The sequence below is a fragment of the Pseudomonas sp. Pseusp11 genome (genome assembly GCF_047304405.1).
Classification (GTDB): Bacteria; Pseudomonadota; Gammaproteobacteria; order Pseudomonadales; family Pseudomonadaceae; genus Aquipseudomonas.
Genome location: NZ_JBGLZF010000042.1, coordinates 12,248 through 30,894 on the forward strand (window position 1 = coordinate 12,248; position 18,647 = coordinate 30,894).

The 18,647-nt window shown below is 55.0% G+C and carries 18 protein-coding genes; 3 read left to right on the forward strand and 15 right to left on the reverse strand.

Annotated elements, in window-relative coordinates:
* Positions 1–229: 229 nt before the first annotated feature.
* The 3 genes from ACCC96_RS25035 to ACCC96_RS25045 are packed head-to-tail and all read right to left on the reverse strand — an operon-like array spanning position 230 to position 1,921.
* The gene (locus ACCC96_RS25035; RefSeq protein ID WP_413697212.1) at positions 230–598 is read right to left on the reverse strand and encodes a hypothetical protein; all 369 of its coding nucleotides are present in this window, start codon (positions 596–598) and stop codon (positions 230–232) included.
* Positions 583–1,365 (reverse strand): hypothetical protein, encoded by a 783-nt coding sequence (locus ACCC96_RS25040; RefSeq protein ID WP_413697213.1) that lies wholly within the window; start codon positions 1,363–1,365, stop codon positions 583–585. Before ACCC96_RS25040 ends, ACCC96_RS25035 begins: the two co-directional genes overlap by 16 nt.
* 10 nt (positions 1,366–1,375) lie before the next feature.
* Positions 1,376–1,921, reverse strand: a complete 546-nt coding sequence (locus tag ACCC96_RS25045) for a PAAR domain-containing protein (RefSeq protein ID WP_413697214.1) — start codon at positions 1,919–1,921, stop codon at positions 1,376–1,378.
* A 320-nt stretch (positions 1,922–2,241) separates the two neighbouring features.
* Between ACCC96_RS25045 and ACCC96_RS25050 the strand changes: the two genes are divergently transcribed.
* Entirely contained in the window at positions 2,242–2,619 is a 378-nt protein-coding gene (locus ACCC96_RS25050) for a DUF2513 domain-containing protein (RefSeq protein ID WP_413697215.1), read from the forward strand.
* A gap of 388 nt (positions 2,620–3,007) precedes the next feature.
* Here the strand turns inward: ACCC96_RS25050 and ACCC96_RS25055 are convergent, their stop codons facing one another.
* From ACCC96_RS25055 to ACCC96_RS25075, 5 genes are all read right to left on the reverse strand, one after another.
* The gene (locus ACCC96_RS25055; RefSeq protein ID WP_413697216.1) at positions 3,008–3,691 is read right to left on the reverse strand and encodes a hypothetical protein; all 684 of its coding nucleotides are present in this window, start codon (positions 3,689–3,691) and stop codon (positions 3,008–3,010) included.
* Positions 3,692–3,741: 50 nt separating this feature from the next.
* Entirely contained in the window at positions 3,742–4,428 is a 687-nt protein-coding gene (locus tag ACCC96_RS25060; RefSeq protein ID WP_413697217.1) for a hypothetical protein, read from the reverse strand.
* Between the two features lie 581 nt (positions 4,429–5,009).
* On the reverse strand, positions 5,010–5,756 hold the full coding sequence (locus ACCC96_RS25065) for a hypothetical protein (RefSeq protein WP_413697218.1): 747 nt from the start codon (positions 5,754–5,756) through the stop codon (positions 5,010–5,012).
* Between the two features lie 482 nt (positions 5,757–6,238).
* Positions 6,239–8,719 carry a hypothetical protein gene (locus ACCC96_RS25070; RefSeq protein WP_413697219.1) on the reverse strand — a complete coding sequence of 827 codons (2,481 nt, stop codon included), beginning with the start codon at positions 8,717–8,719 and terminating at the stop codon, positions 6,239–6,241.
* Between the two features lie 398 nt (positions 8,720–9,117).
* Positions 9,118–9,576: a hemerythrin domain-containing protein gene (locus ACCC96_RS25075; RefSeq protein WP_413697220.1), complete on the reverse strand. Its 459-nt coding sequence runs from the start codon at positions 9,574–9,576 to the stop codon at positions 9,118–9,120.
* A 506-nt stretch (positions 9,577–10,082) separates the two neighbouring features.
* On the opposite strand from ACCC96_RS25075, the gene ACCC96_RS25080 reads away from it, so the two are divergent.
* Complete coding sequence (locus ACCC96_RS25080) at positions 10,083–10,280, forward strand: hypothetical protein (protein WP_305478264.1); 198 nt, start codon at positions 10,083–10,085, stop codon at positions 10,278–10,280.
* Between the two features lie 173 nt (positions 10,281–10,453).
* Here ACCC96_RS25080 and ACCC96_RS25085 read toward each other — a convergent pair whose 3' ends face one another.
* From ACCC96_RS25085 to ACCC96_RS25115, 7 genes are all read right to left on the reverse strand, one after another.
* Entirely contained in the window at positions 10,454–11,245 is a 792-nt protein-coding gene (locus ACCC96_RS25085) for a transporter substrate-binding domain-containing protein (RefSeq protein WP_413697221.1), read from the reverse strand.
* A gap of 153 nt (positions 11,246–11,398) precedes the next feature.
* Positions 11,399–11,740, reverse strand: a complete 342-nt coding sequence (locus tag ACCC96_RS25090) for a hypothetical protein (RefSeq protein ID WP_258673242.1) — start codon at positions 11,738–11,740, stop codon at positions 11,399–11,401.
* 154 nt (positions 11,741–11,894) lie between these two features.
* Positions 11,895–12,818 carry a copper homeostasis membrane protein CopD gene (copD, locus tag ACCC96_RS25095; protein WP_413697222.1) on the reverse strand — a complete coding sequence of 308 codons (924 nt, stop codon included), beginning with the start codon at positions 12,816–12,818 and terminating at the stop codon, positions 11,895–11,897.
* 3 nt (positions 12,819–12,821) lie between these two features.
* On the reverse strand, positions 12,822–13,205 hold the full coding sequence (copC, locus tag ACCC96_RS25100; protein ID WP_413697223.1) for a copper homeostasis periplasmic binding protein CopC: 384 nt from the start codon (positions 13,203–13,205) through the stop codon (positions 12,822–12,824).
* 54 nt (positions 13,206–13,259) lie between these two features.
* Complete coding sequence (locus ACCC96_RS25105) at positions 13,260–14,147, reverse strand: copper resistance protein B (protein ID WP_413697224.1); 888 nt, start codon at positions 14,145–14,147, stop codon at positions 13,260–13,262.
* A gap of 10 nt (positions 14,148–14,157) precedes the next feature.
* Complete coding sequence (locus ACCC96_RS25110) at positions 14,158–15,960, reverse strand: copper resistance system multicopper oxidase (protein ID WP_413697225.1); 1,803 nt, start codon at positions 15,958–15,960, stop codon at positions 14,158–14,160.
* Positions 15,961–16,106: 146 nt separating this feature from the next.
* Positions 16,107–16,814, reverse strand: coding sequence for a murein L,D-transpeptidase catalytic domain family protein (locus tag ACCC96_RS25115; protein WP_258673251.1), 708 nt, complete (start codon positions 16,812–16,814; stop codon positions 16,107–16,109).
* Positions 16,815–16,895: 81 nt separating this feature from the next.
* On the opposite strand from ACCC96_RS25115, the gene ACCC96_RS25120 reads away from it, so the two are divergent.
* Positions 16,896–18,647: a L,D-transpeptidase family protein gene (locus ACCC96_RS25120; protein ID WP_413697226.1), complete on the forward strand. Its 1,752-nt coding sequence runs from the start codon at positions 16,896–16,898 to the stop codon at positions 18,645–18,647.

The following is an 18,647-nucleotide window of genomic DNA, read 5'->3' on the forward strand; positions in this document are numbered from 1 at the left end:
GAATCATTCCATTTTGTTTAAGTTTAACCGTAGCCGTATTCAGTAACTCACTGATGAATTAGTCACTGATCAATGCATGACGTATCTTCCCCTGGTTTTACTGGCCTTAAACTGTCTACTGGGACGCAAGCAGGGGTTCGAGTCCCTTTCCCAATCTTCTTGATCAAGGGCTCAAGAAGCCATACAACCCTCATTTTGTTTACGGTTGTTGCTTTCTAATAGGGGCGCTTCACGTATGAAGATCATAAAATTTCATAATCTCCTTCCAGATGTAACCGTAGCTATATCGTAGCCAAGCGACTTTCAATTTGGCAAACGTACGTCGCGACCAACTGTTCTCTCGTGCCCTAAGCTCTTTCTCAATCTCGCTCAAAAGCCAGTCGTTGTTGAATCCTGTCCAAACTGGAGGGACTGGCGTTTCAAGGTTGCCGAAACAGACAGGCGCTACTTCTGTATACAGGATGTTCTCCACGACTTTCAGGTCATAGCCCCGGATTCGTTCCGCTATAGAGGCATAATCGACAGTGCTATCTACAAATGCCTCTGCCAACGCTATCTGGATACGCGCTCTTTCTGCCGGGGTCAGAATATGTCCCAATGGGCCAGCTCCTCTAGCTCTGAGTCGAACGTATCGGCTGCGATCCCGCCTGCTATGCCGCCGGCCATGCTTCCAATGAGCACCACGGCGATGGCACAGGCAGGCGCTCCTGGACCGCAAATAGCCGAAATGCCCAAACCCGCAAGAAAACCTCCCGCTGCACCGCCGCCCAAGATGGTGGCTTGACGAGCCGTTTCTTTGGTTTTGTCGTCAGCGTTCAGTATTTGGTAGGTGGCCAGCACTGCCGTCATGATGATGCCGACCTTGCCCATGACAGACATGATTTTGGTGCCGGAGGTGAACTTGGCATTGGCACTGCCTGAGCGCTCTAGTGCTCTGTACAGGACTTCTTTTTGTTGTGCCTTTGAAAGTTGCTCGTAGTTCTTATTGAACTGGGTTTGAGATTTTTCGTTCAAAACGTCAGTGTGCGTTCTGCCAGCTTTTTTCTTTTTTTGTACGATGGCCAGGCCCTGTGCAGATGTAAGCTTGCGGTGTTCGAACATGATTTTGTTACGCATTTCATTGCTGAACTTTGTGCCGTCTTCAACACTGATGTTGCCAGCTCTTACCTCAGCAAATATCTGCTGTGACATTCGTCGAATATTTTTCTCATAGCTTGCACGGACCCGTTCGTCTTTGATGGCATCGATGGAAAAACGACTTGCAGCTCCCTCCATACCCGCAACCGCCATCTCAAGGGGGGATTGATCGAGGGTATGTTCACTTTTGACGATATAGCTTCCGGTTACCAGGTTCGGTTCCGTCACGAGAAAATCCTTATCCCAAGATGTCGTTCAGTAATCCGTCGATTCCTGCGGTTGTGCAGGTGTTCTCGTGCTGGGCGAATGCCAATGTATGGCAAGCTTTTCCGGTGGGATTGGAGAATTTGACTAAATTATTTGAGTCGAATACCCCGGACATTGAAGACCCATCGTCAAAGTGAGCCGTGCAGGCAAATCCTTCATAGCTCTCTGTCGCGGGAATCTTAAAGCCAATCCAGTTCCCGTGGATGGTCATCGGGGTAGGCGGAATGAACGGTGCTGGCGTATGGGAGTCGCCAATGATCACCGTACCCGAGCCGCCAATCACGACGTCGCCATGGGTGCCGACAGTGCCGACCAGTGCGGCATTCTTGCCATTGATGAACACCGTACCTGACACGGCCGAAGCTAAAGTGCTGCCGCAGGTGCAGGTGTCGCCTTTGGTCGCGGCTGCAAGTCCGTCGAAGAACACGTCGGGAGAACCGGAGGCGATGGCTTTGGAACCGTGCCCAGGCATGGGGCAACTGGTCGGGTCAGTGATGCGTGCGGCTGGTTTGGCCATGCTTGACTTCCTGTCTGCGAATTTATCGAGGCCGACTGTATCAGACTTGTATGGGAGGAAGCTTTCGAAGACGCGCTCGATTGGCGTTCGAGCGGTTTCTAAGTAACAGCGGTAATTCCCATCCACAATCTAGCTGGCCATCTGTGGCTTCAGTGATATTGTTCATTACATCGAAAATTGTCGGATTTGGTCCAGAGCTTCAGCACAGAGGATGGCAGCTTACTTACCATGCTTACATTCGGTGGTGCAGCCAGGACTTAGCTCGGTTGACAAGCCTGTAGGTGGTAATGCTCCAGATCATACAAAGGATAGTGCAGCCTATGAAACTCGAAAAAGACCTAGTGCGCGAGATTCTGCTGGCAGTTGAAGCCAGTGACCAAACGCCTAACTCCTGGATCGATTTGACAATCGAGAATCACGGCGACGATGAGATTGCCTATCACGTCATGTTGTTACATGAGGCGGGACTCATCGTTGCGCAAGATCTATGTTCGATGAGCGATTTTGACTGGAGACCGAAACGACTGACGATGAGGGGACATGAATTCCTCGATACGATCAGAGATGGTGAGGTCTGGCGTCGTACCAAGGCCGGAGCGGAGAAGGCCGGTGTCGCAGGCCTTGCTGTCCTATTGGAGCTTGGAAAGGCTTATGGGAAACAGGTGCTTAAGGAGCGTTTAGGGATCGACCTGCCTTGAACTGGTTTGTCTCAATCTGATATGCGACAGAGACGATACCGGTGTTTGGATGTGGACCGGTGCTTTGTCCTTTCCTAGTCTAAAGCAACTGACTAAGGACATTTATATTGACTATCTCTAGTCTTGCCAGATACGACCATGAACTCAAGGACAGTCAGCGGTATCGACGGGCGGAATGGGGCAAAAATGGGGTAAATCGTACGCCAAACTATGCCATTCAATGCCCACTATGCATTTATGCAAACAGGCAGGAACGGGCGTTACAGCCAGCAAACACGGGACTCTAGCGCCAAAGCCGCCACATACCCCAGTACAATTGGCGTATGGTCAGTTGGTGACGCTGTCACCGGCTACTTTCGACCCATAGCCGTCTTTGGTAAAGAGATCGCTAATCCTTTGATTTTATTTCGATTTTAACGTCAGGATCGTCCACCTCCCCGACAGTGACCTCTCCAGTTCTATGAGTCCCTGTACTTCCCCCAGTAGTTTTTTCTGTACCGTCTCTGTTGCCTCCTTTGTTCGATTTTGCGGCATCTGCGGCTGCTTTTTTGTCGCGTGCGTCTTGTCGTTGTTGCTGGGCTGCAGCAACCTTGCCCAAAGAAATCGCAACCCACTCGAACGCTTTTGGAGTGGAGGCAGTTGCTGGAAGTTGATCTAACGCCGCCTTAGCCTCTCCAGCAACTTGCTTAGCGATAGCTGCGTTTGCCAACGCAGTATCTATTTTTTTTTCTGTCTCCCTTATCTTGCGCCGGATTGTAGGCTCGTCAATCGTTAAGCTGCTAATGCCCATCTCTGCCGTATTTTCGTCGATAAAATTGGATACCATCTCCAAGGCTGTCATTGCCGACTTAAAAGTTTTTTGGGCGAATGTCTGCTTTACACCTTCCTGTAACAATTTCAGGTTGTCGGTGACTTTGCTTTGTAAAGTATTCAATTTCGACTCATAATCGATTTGCTGACGTAGTTGTGAAAGGGCATTGCGCCGGATTTCTGCTTCACGCTCAAAGTGTTTCTGCTCGTTTTCGTAGGAGTCTTTTATTGTCTCAAGTGTTGTGCGTTCGTCTGCTTGCACAAGGATTGTACCTAGCAGGCACGTCATCGATAAAAGTAATCGCTGACGCTTCACTTGAGCGCACCAAATTTTTCGGTTAGCGTATCTAATCTTTTATTAAGTTCTTGATTGTTGTAGTTAAGCTCTACTAGAGTTTTTTGAAGTGTATCGTTTGTATTTCGCTGCATGACGACGCTTTGTTCGAAACCTCCGGCTATTACATCAGATTGTTTATGCAGCAGATCAATCTGTTCAGAGTTCAGTTTGGACGCAGATAACAACGGTTGCAAAACTGAGCCGAGCGCAAACTGTCCTTTATCCAAACGCCGAATTTCACCGGTGACGTCAGCAATCTGCTTGCTTTGGTCTACGACCTTTTCGGTGAGTTGAGTAATCTGTCTGGCTTGGTCGTTATACAAGCCACATGGTGTCCGGAGCGGCTCTGTTGCGCTTATTTCGGAGTAAATGAAGTAGCACGTCCCCTCTCTCGGAGGGCGGAATTCAGGATTTGCGATTAAAGCCGAAACAGGTGAGTCGCCTGTCACAACCTGAGGCTTGGATGATCGATCGGCAGGAACTGCTACCAATGCGCCTAAGGAATTAACCTTAGAGATTTGTGCATATATATCTGAGAGCTGTTCTTTCACATACTTACTGTCCTCGCTCGTCATCCTGCGTTGATCAGCACTAAGAATTTCCACATTGGTTGCGCAAGCGGACATATAGAGTGAGGTCGTTACAATGATAAGGTGTTTCATCAGAAGTAACCTTTCCATTCGTTGTATTTGTTTTTTTACTGCTGTAGCTGGTCAGCTTAGCATCGCTTAAGATTGATTAAGGGGTGGCGATCTTGTGTTTATAGTTTATATTGGTGTAAAAATAAAATTTATTAGCGCGATTCGAAATTTATCAGGGTTTAATCTGCTTTATTTGAGATGTAAATTATTTTGGATGGGCAATGTATCGCTGAGGACTCTGTGGGGGAGGGGAGTTATTTGAGTGCTTATCTCCAGCGACAACAATATAGCTCCAAAGCTTCGGATAGACCGCGTACGTTTCGGGTTTCTAAGCGCGCCTATCTGCAAAATAGCGTGGAGAACTTGGTTGCATGTGAATCAACTCACCACCGGTCACTCGCCACTGAGTGAACAGGAACTTGAGTGGTCGTAATAATTGCAAAAAAACTGCATATAATTCAGATGGCGAAGTCGTGATCGAGCACGCCAGTGTCTGCTTTTGGCTGTGGATTCAACCGGCCGATGCCTTCGAATCGGAACCTGATCAATACCAAGTTCCTGCTGCATACGGCCAGTAGAATCCAAGTGTCTAAGAATGTGTTCTAAGCCAATAGGGTAGCTGATGCCCAGAGCTGCTCGTAAGCCTGAACTTTTAGCAAAGCGGTCTCTTCATTAACGCGCACGAGCGCTGTTGGCGAACGGGTGCCGAGAGCATTGAACGATTGTCCTAGGCTCCATACCGCACGTTCATCAACAATGATGAGCCGATCGTGCAGGCTTCGTGCAGGGGTCAGTCGGATATCCAGCGGACGACTGTCTCCATATTGGTTTATCCATGCCTGCTTAGCTGGTGCCAAACCTGGTTTGAGTGAGTAGCTGTCAGTTAGCACTCGGATCGAAATTTGCTCGGCTGCCTGAACTGCATACTCAGTGAGTAGGTTTCTGTCGGCATAGGGGTCGACCAGAAGTATTGAGTCAGTTGCTTCAGCCATGACCCCAGCTATAGCGGTCAGAGCTGTAAACGGCTCGCCAACTGGTATGAATCCATTTTGAGCGGTAGCCGGCGCGCGCAGTTCTGCGACGGCCAGAGCATGATGGAGAACGGCGGTCAGCCGCTGAACGGCAGCGGCGTGCCCTGGTTGATAGGGATCGCTAGATAAGCCCTGAGCGGTCACTTTGAAAGTTAGTGCGTCGACGGCATTGCCGCTCTCTTCCAACAAGGCGGTTGCACGGCCTAGCCAGCGCTGTCCCGCAGGCGTGTTCCATTCATGATTCCTAAGGTCAGGCATATCGACGATTAACTGCCCGAGTTGAGTGTAGAGTGCTTCGCCGGAGAGCGGCATAGTCATCACCTCCATTGGTAAACATTTGTTGACTGTGGAATCTCATGATTGCAAAGCCTTCTGGAAGGCTAAGTTAGGTGATGGAAGTAGTGATGACAAGGTCGGACGGGGCGGATGGAGGACACAGCCTAATTTGACAACGACTGACGTAGCTTTAGTTCGCACGGAAAACGGACTAAAACCCCGTTTTCATTTCAGAGCTTAATCGGTGGTGCCTGCCATTGGCTGATAGCTGTCTGTGAGGTGAACCGGATTCACCTCGAGCCTTTGGTGTTCAATCGGTTAACCAATGTCTAATTTCTTCAATCGCGCCAAACCTTGTTTGATATGGCCGGCGTTTTCACCCATGGTCCACAGCTCGCCACGGACATCCGATATTGTCAGGCAAGATTAAGCTCAGGCCCGACATCTAACGTGACTCAACCGAACGTGCCTCAGTCGGCTTCGTCTCTTTCCGCGCGCCATGCCAGCGCCAGTGATAAACGTGACTAACGCCAATGGCGTAAGGCCGATGTATCCAATGCTTGCCACGCTTCGGAGTGACACAGTTGATCCTTCGTCAGCCAGAGTCCTGCGTGCGGGCACAGGGATTCGGCGGGGAGTGCCAGCAGGTCGCTCAACTTCATTGCGCTGATTGAGCCTCGGTCTCTTTCATCCTCGGCTTCCCAGTCGCGCAGAAATAGACGCACCTTCAAGACATTGGCATTAAAACCTTCAAACTGTGGTCGATTGTGGAGCCACTGAGGTGAATGCCTCAAGGTTCGCTCCTGGACATCCAACAGCAAGATCTGCCATGCCAAGCGACCTCCGTGGTCATCGTCGACGTTGGTATGGAGTCGAGTCAGCGCGAGATAACGTGCATCCTCGGACCAGATCATCGAGGGCGCGAGATGGCTGATGGCGCAACCGGACGCCGTCAGCAAATGCCCGCCCAGGCGTGGGCTCTGGACGCGTAGCCAACTGTCGGCGTATTCGGTTTCACAACCGAACAGCCAAGCGGCATCTTTATCCATCGGTGCTGGCTGGACAAAGTTTCCATCGGCGATTGCAGACTGTGGCTGTTTAACCAGGCGCCAATCGGGGAGGGCGCTCAGGCCTTGTTGGCTGACATTGAGCTCACACCACTCGTAGTAAAGCCGCGAGTCCTGTCGATACTGGCAAAATGCAGCGGCATCGTCCGCCTCGGGTGGCGATTGATCAAAGCGCTGCAATGGACTGCTTTGCCGATCCTGATCCAGGCGACCTCGAATCACTGCCAGGCTCAGTCTCGGCCCACGAAAGTCCAACAATCGTGCGACCAACAGAGGAGGGCTGTTCATCAATTGTCGTTCCTGTGCGTCGACCACCACCACGTGACCTGCTGTGGCGGGCGGCAGGGCGAACGGTATTAATGCGATGTAACGTCCAGTGTCTGAAACTCGATGATCGAGCAGCCAAACGCCCGGTAACTCCCAGTCCCCAATCCTGCAGGTATAACCCCCGAGCCCCAGGCTGTTGTCTTGCCGCCAGCTAAATTGAGCCCGCGTATCACCAATCAATGGTGCCGACTCGACCATCGTCGCGCCTCGCTGTCCATCACCCACCAGAGGCACGGCCAACCGCACGCGAGTCAGGTGCCGCTGCGCAACCTGCACTCGGCCGTTCGGATCATGGCCCACCTGAGACTCACAGTCGCTGTGTATGCTGTACAAGCCATAACCATAGCGACCGCGATCAGGCTGCGGGTAGTCGAAGTAGGACGATAGCCGCAGGTAGTGGTCATCCAGCTCCAGGGGGGCGCTCCAACCCATGGAAGGTTCGCTGTCGGCAGATAGCCACGGACAAGGCAATGCTTGCCAGCCGCGGTCTACGTGCCAGAGCCAGTATTCGAGGGCTTGCGGTTGCTCATCATCCATCCGTGCATGGCAAGCGAACGAGCGACTATCGTGATTCCAGATGATTGAGGTATCGGCCCTGATCAGCAACGAAGTGGGCTCACCGTTTATGCTCACGCGGTATTCCGGGCTCATCAGCGGGGCGCAAGGCTGTGGCAATTCACGCAGACTGGCCGGCAGCGCCAGGCAGGCGTCCAAACATTGCTGACCATCGGGGGACGTATGCCGGAACGTTTCGAGCGCAAGTTTTTTTTGCCAGGCTCCAGGCTCAACCCAAAGGTCAACAACGGGCACCAGGCTGATCTTTTCAGCCGTCGTCAGCAGTTGTTCCAGGCTGATCTCCCGTGCGCCGTTGTCGACCAGAGGACTGTAACGCCCACTCAGGATGCCGTCGTTAAAGGCATCCAGTTCCCAAAATTCATCACACGAACACTGGTAAAGCTGACGCAACTGTCGATCCAGAATCACCAACCCCCAGGCTTGGCGCGAGGGTAAAGGCGCGGCGAAATAACGTCCGTCATTCGAGAAGCGAGCCGACGACCCAAGGCCCTGGAGCAGCACCCCATCGGGAAATAGGTAATCGCACAGGACGGGCCCGCCCATGGCGATTTCGCTGTAGTTGAACACCCTGATGGGCTCGCCCTCGGGAGTTTGCTGCGGTTCGTCCCCACCCCAGGCACTGGCGCCGCCTGAAGACTGACCAGGCGATAGCGGTGACGACTTGGCCTGTGTTTTATCGACCAGGCCAAAACGTCTTTCCAAGTGACTGACGCAAGCCAGCCCGAAGAACATCACAGCCGCTGCCCCCGCTATGTCCCAGTACGCCGGTAAAGCCCTGCCCAGATTAAAACCCAGGCCTATTGCGGCAGAGGTCATGACCCGGGCAGCCCCTCGACCGGTTCGTTGCCAACCGGCCCGTGCCGTCAGCCACATCAAGGCAGCACAACCCAGTACGACACCGAGCGCCCACAGCAGCGGTAATACCGCCACGAGAAAAATCGGGATCAACAGTACGGCGATTTGCCAAAGTAGATCGAGCAACAATCGAGGCAGGCTTTTTTCGTCAGCACGTTGATCAGAAGAGTGGGTCACCATTACCTCGAGAATAAATGGGCGATTTCAAATAAGCGTGTTTGCGTAAAAGAGAGATGCTGAGTTACCAACAACCAGCCTGATCGACGCAAAATGGGGCGACGCAGAAGCGGCGGGAGAGCAGGGCGAGTGTGGTGGTGATTGGTGGCATTGGCGTTTCTGGAATGGGTGAGGCTGGGAGGTGGGGAGTTTATCAGGATTGGGCTTGCGGGGCTCAGGTGAGTCTAGCGGAGGTAGTTGAGAGCGAGTGAGAACAGGAGCGGGAGGGGTTGAGTGACTTGCAACAAAGAGCCATCGATATACGGACACCCCTGTAAGTTAATACGTGGTGTTCGCGTAATTACTTAGTGAGGTCAGTACTAAGTAATAGCTAATTGTTTAAGGTGTACGGCGAGCTCCAATTAATGCCATTGATGCTTGATTTCCTGCCACTGGTCGTCTGACAGCCACTTATCTGCCGCTGGAAAGAAAATATTCTCCTCGGCGTCCATGTGATCGTAATATTTTTTGATGAAGTCATCGATAGCGTCAGCAATTACTCTCGTTTCCTTAGTGGTATCCCCCAACATCTTCAACTGTCCAGCAATGCGCTCAAATGCCTGATGATCTCGCTCGATATCCTTGACCCGTTGGTGGATCGGCGCCTCAGTCGCTAGCAAGGCCAGCCGAATAAGTTCTTCATTTTCATGGTGGTGTCGCTCTGCATCACCATGCAAGGCTTCCAGCATCGTGAACAACAGCTTGCAGTCATCAGTTCCATCGGGTTCATGTCTGATTTTCCTCAGCAACTCTTTGATCTGAGTAATTTTTATAGCCACTTCGTGATGATAGGCCAGAAGTTCTTTCAACAAGACGTTCATATCAAATCCTCGTTGCGACACCAGATCATCACAGAAATATGTTTTTTAAACAGTAACTCCAAAAGACGCCTGAATTTCAATAATTTCAATATCTTGTTAAGCGCACTCGCTGACACTGTTTAATCTTTTTAGTATAGGCGAGCACAAAGCTCCCACCCCGGGAAATTTTCTGCCTTTGGAAAAAATTGAAATATCGAGTGTATGTTTATATGCACTATCTGATCTGCCGGATCTCCGCCCGCGAAAACGGAATGAGAAAGCAGCGCCCAAATCGATGCGGTGGCAGCTGTGCACGGGTCTGCAAGACCGGGAAACCAGGAACCCGGCAGACCCGAAGGTCTCCCGCACAAAGCCGCCATTGAGCAGGTGGGTCGCTTCAAAGAAAACAAGGATGCTGAACCAACGCTGTCGCTCAGCAATGTTTCATCAAGTTTGGTATCCGTGTGGCATAGGATGACCACCTAAGCTCGGTGTAGCCACGCCTCCAGCCCACAGGAAACAGAAAAATGATCTCGAACCTCTTCAAAGCCATGCTGATCACCGGTGCTTTGCTCTTGAGCGCCTGTTCGGGTGTGAGCACCAGTTCCTGCTTTTCAGAAGGCTGCCAACAATTCGATGGCCATAACCCCAACAAGGTGAGCTTTGGTGGGAGCGCGATCGGCAACAGCTTTAATGAGTACAGCTCGGGCTTGCTGCACGACTAATGCATGACGCAACGGCTGGGGCGTTTTCGCCGTTGCGTGATTTGCCTGATGAACCGCATGTTCTGACTTTACGACTGTTGCGCAGCCGAACGTAGCCGAACGCAGCCTCGCAGGCTCGACAGCTGCTACGGTCGAACGCAGGCTGCGCCAGCTGCTATGTATGGACTAACGGGCTATTTAGCCTCTGGCACCGCGATCCACTGACCCAGAATTTTCTGGTAATTCCCTGTCACCTTGGCCAGGTGCAGCCACTGATCGACATACATCTTCCAGCTGATGTCATCCCGCGGCAGCAGATATGCCTTCTCCCCATACTGCATGTATTGCGTCGGGTTGACCGCGCACAACCCCGGTTTGAGTTTCTGCTGATACAGCGCTTCTGAGGCGTCGGTAATCATCACGTCGGCCTTCTTATCCAGTAGTTGCTGGAAGATGGTCACGTTGTCGTGAAGCTGCAGTTGCGCCTTGGGCAGGAAGGCGTGGACGAAAGCTTCGTTGGTGCCGCCGGCGGGTTCGACCAGGCGAACCGAAGGCTGGTTGATTTGTTCGAGGGTCTGGTATTTCGCCTGATCTTCGCAGCGCACCAGAGGGATTTTGCCGTCGACGTCCAGGGTGGTGCTGAAGAAGGCTTTTTTCTGGCGTTCCAGGGTGACGGAGATGCCGCCGACGCCGATGTCGCATTTGCCCGCGAGCATGTCGGGCATCAGGGTTTTCCAGGTGGTCTGGACCCACTCGACCTTCACACCCAGGCTGTCGGCCAGCGAGCGGGCCATGGCGATGTCGATGCCCGAGTATTCGCCGTCTTCACCTTTGAAGGTATAGGGTTTGTAGTCGCCTGTGGTGCAAACGCGCAGTTGGCTTTGTTGCAGGACGGTGTCCAGGTGCGAAAGGCTTTGCTCTGCCTGAGCGCCGCAGGATAGAGCCAGCAGGCCACAGAGCATCATTGTGCTTTTTATGGTTTTCATTGTTATCGGGCTTTTGTGACAGAGTGGGGTTCAAGCGGAAGCAGTGTAGTGAAAGCGCTTCTCGGCTGTCATCTACTGTCCCAATACCCCATTCACTCCAGCGCATGATACGTGTCAGGCAAGGCCCGACACGTATCCCTCTACATGAGTTGTTTATGCACAAGCCACGGACTTCGAACTCTTAAGATGCGCTTCAATCGAGTTGCTAGCCGAGTGCACTCTTACTCCCTTGAGTTTATCGAGTGGCGGGTCTTTCCAAAGTTTTGATGCGTCGATGGGAAGGATGACCTGTATAGCAGCCCCTTGGGGCGGATCAGCAACAAAATCGAAGTCCTGAATGCCGTCTGGTGGGAACTGAATGTAAACCCGCGGCTCCAGTCTCGGGTTTGTCCATCCACCAGAATTCACCAGGCCAATTGCCGATATGTGTAGCTGCGGTGGGTTTGATTTAAGTATCTTTAAGTCGACATCCACCACTTTCATTACTTCAGCCATTTTCGAACTCCTTTCGATAATTGCGCCGCTTTTTTCACCTTGGCGCTTGGGTGTTGAACCCTCTGGCTTGAAATCTAGTGTGGTTAGACGCTAGTAAAGGACCCTCACCCTGTCCACTGACTGCTCTGGCCGGTCATCGGATGCTCTCATTTCCCTACTGGGCACCCATTTCCGGACTCAGCGTTCCGAGCCAAGCCACCAACCCCACAATCAACACCGCCGCCGCCAATTCCACCACCACGCTGCGCCGCAACGCATTGGCGGCGACCGTGTATTGCCCGTCCCGCAACGAGCGCTCCAGAAACGGCCCGAGGTGAAACCGGTTCAACGCGGCGAGCACCAGCATGCCGGCAAACAGCACCACTTTGATGAACAGCAGAATCCCGTAAGTGCTGAGAAACACCTCGTCCAGCTTCGGCCCAACGATGAACAGATAATTCACCACCCCCGTCACCGTAATCACCACGACGATGGCCGCGCCAATCGCCTCAAACCGATTAACCGCGCGGGCCAGCAACCTGAGGCGCGCTTCGGTTTGCAGGGCGTTGATCTTCGCCATCAACGCAAACGCCAGCAACGCGCCAAGCCAAGCCCCCGCCGCCAGCAGGTGCAGAATGTCCACCGTGAAATGCCAAAAGCGACGATTGCCTTCATCCATCGCCCCATGTCCGCTCCAGGCCAGGCTGGCGAGGGCAACAGCACCGGCAAAAGCCGCGACCCATAAACTGAAACCAGATGCACGGAGCATCACCGCTAAGCCAGCGATGACCAGCGCAACAATGCGAACCCCCCAAGCCAAGCCGACATCCGTCTCAAACAGCATCATCTCGATGTGCGGACGCAGCTCGGCGAAGTCCGTTTCACCGCTCATGGCGCTCGCCATCATCACCATGCTGGCGACGGACAACACCGCGCCCAGCACTGCCGTCCCCGCCAGCATCGACCGGAATGGCAGCACCGCCCCGGACATCCGTTCCTGCCCTTTAAGGCTGTACAGCCCAAAAAGTGCCACCCCGAACAACAGCATCAAATCCACATACAACGCAAACCGCAGGGCAATGCCGACCGAGTCGCTCATCAATCACTTCACTTTGAACGTAACGTTGCCGGTGATCGGGTGAGTGTCCGAAGACACGGCGCGCCATTCGACTTTGTAGCTGCCGGTGGTGAGGGGCGAGAGCGGGGTGATGACCATCGTTTTCGGGTCGCTGCCGCCGGAGACTTTGGCTTTCATCGGCATGGGGGAATGGGCCATGCCGGGCATTTCGGTCATGACCAGTTTGGCGCCGGAAAATTGGGTCATGAGGTTTTCGGAGAAGTGCAGCTCGATGTTGCTCGGTGCTGCGCCGTCCGCGCCTTCGGCCGGGGTTGAGGAGAGCAGTTTCGGGTGGGCTTGAGCCAGTGCGCTCATCAGCAGCCCGGTGGAAAGTGCGATGGCGACAGCGGTGGTTTTGATGGTGCGCATGCAAGGCCTCTTACCGCTTTAAGCGGTTGTTTTTTAGGTTTTTGAGTTGAAGCGTTAGAACCACAGGCGAACGCCGACGACCAGGCGCGCTTCGCTGCGGTCCTCGCCTTCGTCCCTGGCGTAATCGGCGGTTTTGCCGTAGGTGCGGTTCCAGGTCACGCCGATGTAGGGCGCGAATTCCCGGCGGATTTCATAGCGCAGGCGCAGCCCGGCTTCGGTGCTGGAAAGTCCGGAGCCGATGCCCCGTTGTGGGTCGTTTTTGCCGTAGACGTTAAGCTCGGCGGTCGGCTGCAGAATCAGCCGGTTGGTGAGCAGGATGTCGTAGTCGCCTTCCAGTCGCGCAGCGGTCTGGCCACCTTCGCCGATGAACGCGGTGGCCTCGGTTTCGAAGTTGTACAGGGCCATGCCTTGCACGCCGAACGCGGCCCAGGTTTGCGGGGCGCCGGGTTTGAAATCCTGGCGCAAGCCGGTCACCACGTCCCACCACGGGGAGATGGCATGACCCCACAGTGCCTGGACTTCGGCGTCTTCGGTTTTGCCATTGATGCGTTCGCCTTCGGAGCGCAGCCACAGGCGATCGATGTCGCCGCCGATCCAGCCAGACAGATCCCACGCCAATGCGCTGCCGTCGTCGGCGTCCTGCCATTCGAGTTTGTCGGCGAGGAAGTAATAGTTGAGCGCACTGTCGTGCATGTCATGGCCGGCGGGGCTGACGAAAACGGCGGCACGGTCGGCGTCGGTCAATGCCGGGATCGGCGTGCGGCTTTGGGTCGGCGCGGCGGGCAGCATTTGCCCGTAATCCTCGCTCTGCATCTGGCTGTGATCCATGCCCGGCATCTGGCTATGGTCCATGCCCTGCATGTTGTCGGTGGCGGCCATGGCCGAAGAGAGCGTCAGGCCCATGGTAACGAGGGTCAAAGTGATCGGAGTGAGTCTGGTCATGGGTAGCGCCTTATTCTTCCACGCGAACTTCACGGAACATGCCCATTTCCATGTGGTACAGGAGATGGCAGTGGTAGGCCCAGCGGCCGAGCGCATCGGCGGTGACCCGATAGCTGCGCTTCGATCCCGGCGGCACATCAATGGTGTGTTTGCGCACCATGAACTGGCCGTTCTCGTCTTCGAGGTCGCTCCACATACCGTGTAAATGAATGGGGTGAGTCATCATCGTGTCGTTGACCAGCACCACTCGAACCCGCTCGCCGTACTTGAGTCGCACGGGTTCGGCATCAGAGAACTTCACGCCGTTGAACGACCAGGCGAACTTCTCCATGTGGCCGGTCAGGTGCAGTTCGATGGTGCGGCCGGGCTCGCGGCCGTCCGGGTCTTCGAAGGTGCTGCGCAGGTCGGAGTAGGTCAGCACACGGCGGCCGTTGTTGCGCAGGCCGATGCCCGGGTCGTCGAGTTTTGGCGTGGTGCTCATGGCTTGCATGTCCACCAGCGGGTTGTCTTTTTCCGTGTCGGGATGGGATTGCATCCCGGCCATCCCGGCCATGCCACCCATGCCACCCATGTCCATGCTGCTGTGATCCATTCCGGCCATGCTGTTCGTGCCCTGCATGTTGCCGCCGTCCATGCCTTGCATGTCTCCGCCGTCCATGCCCTGCATGTCACCGTGGTCCATCCCCGCCATGTCACCGCCCATGCCCATGTCATCCATGGTCACCAGCGGTCGCGGATCCAGCGCTGGAATCGGCGCCGACAACCCGGCCTTCACCGCCAGGGTGCCTCGCGCATAACCCGTTCGATCCATCGACTGGGCGAACAGGGTGTAGGCGTCCTGGGTCGGCTCGACAATTACATCGAACGTCTCTGCCACCGCGATGCGGAACTCGTCGACGCTCACCGGTTTGACGTGTTGGCCATCCGCCGCGACCACGGTCATTTTCAAACCCGGGATGCGCACGTCGAAGTAGGTCATGGACGAGCCGTTGATAAAACGCAGGCGCAGCTTTTCGCCGGGACGGAACAGGCCGGTCCAGTTCATGTTCGGCGCCTGGCCGTTCATCAAGTAGGTGTAAGTGGCGCCGCTGACGTCGGCCAGATCGGTGGGGTTCATCTTCATCTCGGCCCACATCTTGCGATCGGCCACCGTGGAGCCCCAGCCTTTCTCGCTGACGTCGTGGATGAAATCGCCCACGGTGCGTTTGTTGTAGTTGTAGTAGTCCGATTGTTTCTTGAGTTTTTTCATCAGGCCGACGGCGTCTTCGTCGGTCCAGTCGGTGAGCATCACCACGTAGTCGCGGTCGTACTGGAACGGCTCCGGCTCCTTGGCGTCGATCACCAACGGCCCGTAAACCCCGGACTGTTCCTGAAAGCCCGAATGGCTGTGGTACCAGTAAGTGCCGTTCTGCCGGACCTTGAACTGGTAGACGTACATGCCGTCCGGTTCGATCCCGTGAAAACTCAGGCCCGGCACGCCATCCATGTTGGCCGGCAGCAAAATGCCGTGCCAGTGAATCGACGTGCTGTCCTTGAGTTTGTTTTTCACCCGCAGCGTGACGGTGTCGCCTTCACGCCAGCGCAGCAGGGGGCCGGGAATGCCGCCGTTGATGGTCATCGCGGTTCGAGGGTTGCCGGTGATGTTGACCGGGGATTCGCCAATGAACAGGTCGAAGTCGGTACCGGCCAGCACATTCGGTTGGCCGGGGCTGGTGACCGCCCAGACTGGCGTGCGCCACAGCCCGAGGCCAGCGAGCACCCCGCCAGCGGCCAGGCCCTTCACAAAGGTGCGTCTTGAGGTGTTGGAATGCATGCCGTTTTATCCCGTCCGTCAGCCTGATGAAGCCCTCAGGTCCATCCTGAGCGGAAGGAAGAGAACTCAATGGGGAGGAGGCTAACGGGCGGTGCCTTTCAGCAGGCTGAGGCCAAGATTACAGTTTTGACAGTTTCACGCGGTGTTCAAGGGCTGCTATTGGACCTGGACGAATCCGCCACGGTGGCGTTACCGCAATTGATATACGAAGAAGACTTCAACCAACGCTGATCCGGGTAGTAAGAAAATAACAACTGCCCATCCTTCATCGAGTCGATCAGCCGATGTGCAATCGCAGGCCTCACCGCCGGGCAGCCGAGACTTCTGCCGATCCGGCCATTGGCCCGCGCCAGGGCAGGGCTGACGTAAGGCGCGCCATGAATGACGATCGCCCGTTCGAAGGCGTTGTCGTTAAAACCCGGTTCCAGACCTTCCATGCGCAAGGAATAACCGTTCTGCCCGACATAGCTGGATTGGGTGCGGTACAAACCCAGACTGGTGGCGTAGCTGGCATTCTGATTGGAGAATTGGCTGGCCATGTTCTCGCCACTGTTGCGACCGTGGGCGACCAGTTCATGGAACAACAATTTGCGTTGTTTAAGGTCGAAAACCCAAAGACGTTGTACGGTCGAGGGCAGGGAATAATCGATCACTGCGAGTCTCTGCGCCGGGGACGTGCCTTGGGCCCGGCTGCATTGGGAGGCGCGAACGGCCAGGGCAATGACTTTGGCGTTGGCATCGGGGGCCGCTTTGACCAAGGCAGCTTCAAGTGAATCGGCGTAGGCTGCCGGTAATGTAAAAAAAGCAGTCAGCAGCAGGGCCGTCATTAAGCAGCCAAAGCGGTGTGGGGCCATATGCAAGTCTCATCTGAATATTTCGAGTCTAGCAGCGCGCACGACGCTAGCCGGTTGAAAACGGGAGATTAAGGATTATCCATGGCGCAGTTAACAAGGTTATTCGTCATAAGCCGCATATTTTTTATGGGCTTTCTGATAAGCGGCACGGCGATCGCGCAAACTTCGCCGATTGAGCCGGTATCTCCCGTTAGCAGTGTGGCTGAAGCTGCCCCCGGTGATTATGTTGGCCAAGCGATTCAGGCGGAGTTGGCGCCATTGAGTTCGGCGTTTCCGCCGCTGCTCACCTCGCCGCGTCATCAACGGGTCGATGTGAACCGAGTCGTGCTGGATTTTTATAGCCATCGTGGCTATCGCGCTGCCTGGACGGACGATGACGATGTCGCCCTGTTGTTGAAAAGCCTGGGCGATACTCAGGCCGATGGCCTGAACCCCGCGGATTTCCGGATCGCCGAGTTGGCCGAGGCCCGCACGTTGATGCAGACAACCACCCCAACCCCCGGGCAACGGGCAGCCTTTGATATCTCCGCCACCCGAACGTTCATCACGGCGCTGCTGCAGTTGCGGCGCGGCAAGGTCGACCCTTCGCGGTTGGACATCCACTGGAACTTCGACCCCGCTGGCGTCGATCCTCGGGAGGACGTCAATAAGTTTTTTGCCGCCCTCGATAGCCATGACATTGCGCGCGCCTTCGCCCAGGCGCCGCCCCAAGAAGCGGTTTACGGCACGTTGCGCCATGGCCTGGCGCAATTGCGCAAGGTTCGTGATCGGGGTGGCTGGCCAAAGATCCCGGAAGGGCAGACGCTCAGGCCCGGCATGGACGACGCCTCGGTCGCTCTATTGCGTACGCGTTTGGCGGCGGGCGGTTATCTCGCCGCGCAAGGGACTGCTCGCACCGACTACGACGACGCCGTCACTGCGGCGGTGAAGAAGTTTCAGACCGAGCAATACCTTGGGGCGGACGGTGTAGCGGGGCCGGCGACACTCGCGGAGCTGAATGTACCGGTCGAGGCGCGAATCGATCAGGTGCGGGTGAACATGGAGCGGGCGCGATGGCTGCTGTACAAGCTTCAGGGCACCTTCGTCGTGGTCGATATCGCCGGGTATAAAGTCGCGTTCTATCGCGATGGCAAACCGATCTGGCGCTCACGGGTGCAGGTCGGTAAGCCGTTTCGCAGCACGCCGATTTTTCAATCCGCGATCACCTACGTCACGTTCAACCCCACCTGGACCGTGCCACCGACGATTCTGCTCAAGGACATGCTACCGAAGATTCGCGACAATCCTGGTTACCTTGAGGCAAGCCGGATTCGGGTGATCGATCGAGATGGCAATGTGCTTGATCCGTCCACTGTCGATTGGGACAACCCGCGCGGCCTTACCTTACGGCAGGATGCGGGGTCGGATAACTCGCTGGGGCAGGTGGTGATTCGTTTTCCCAATGAGTATTCGATTTATCTGCACGACACGCCGCATCGAGAGTTGTTCGCGAAATCCAATCGCGCGACCAGCTCTGGCTGTATTCGGGTAGAAAACCCGCTGCAATTGGTGGAGCTGTTGTTCAACGATCCGGTTCACTGGAACAGCGAAGGGATTCAAAAACAGTTAGCCAACGGCAAGACAGAGAACATCAGGCTCCCGGTGAAAGTGCCGGTGCTGTTGGCCTACTGGACGGTGGACCTGAGTCTTGATGGGCGCGTGACATTCAAGCCCGATGTATATGGATACGATTCCCCGGTATTGCGGGCGTTGAATCGGACTTCGGAGCCGCCGGCGCTGGACGGGAGGCGAGCGGCGCCTCCCTCGGTAGCGGCGGAGCAGAGCAATTTGTAG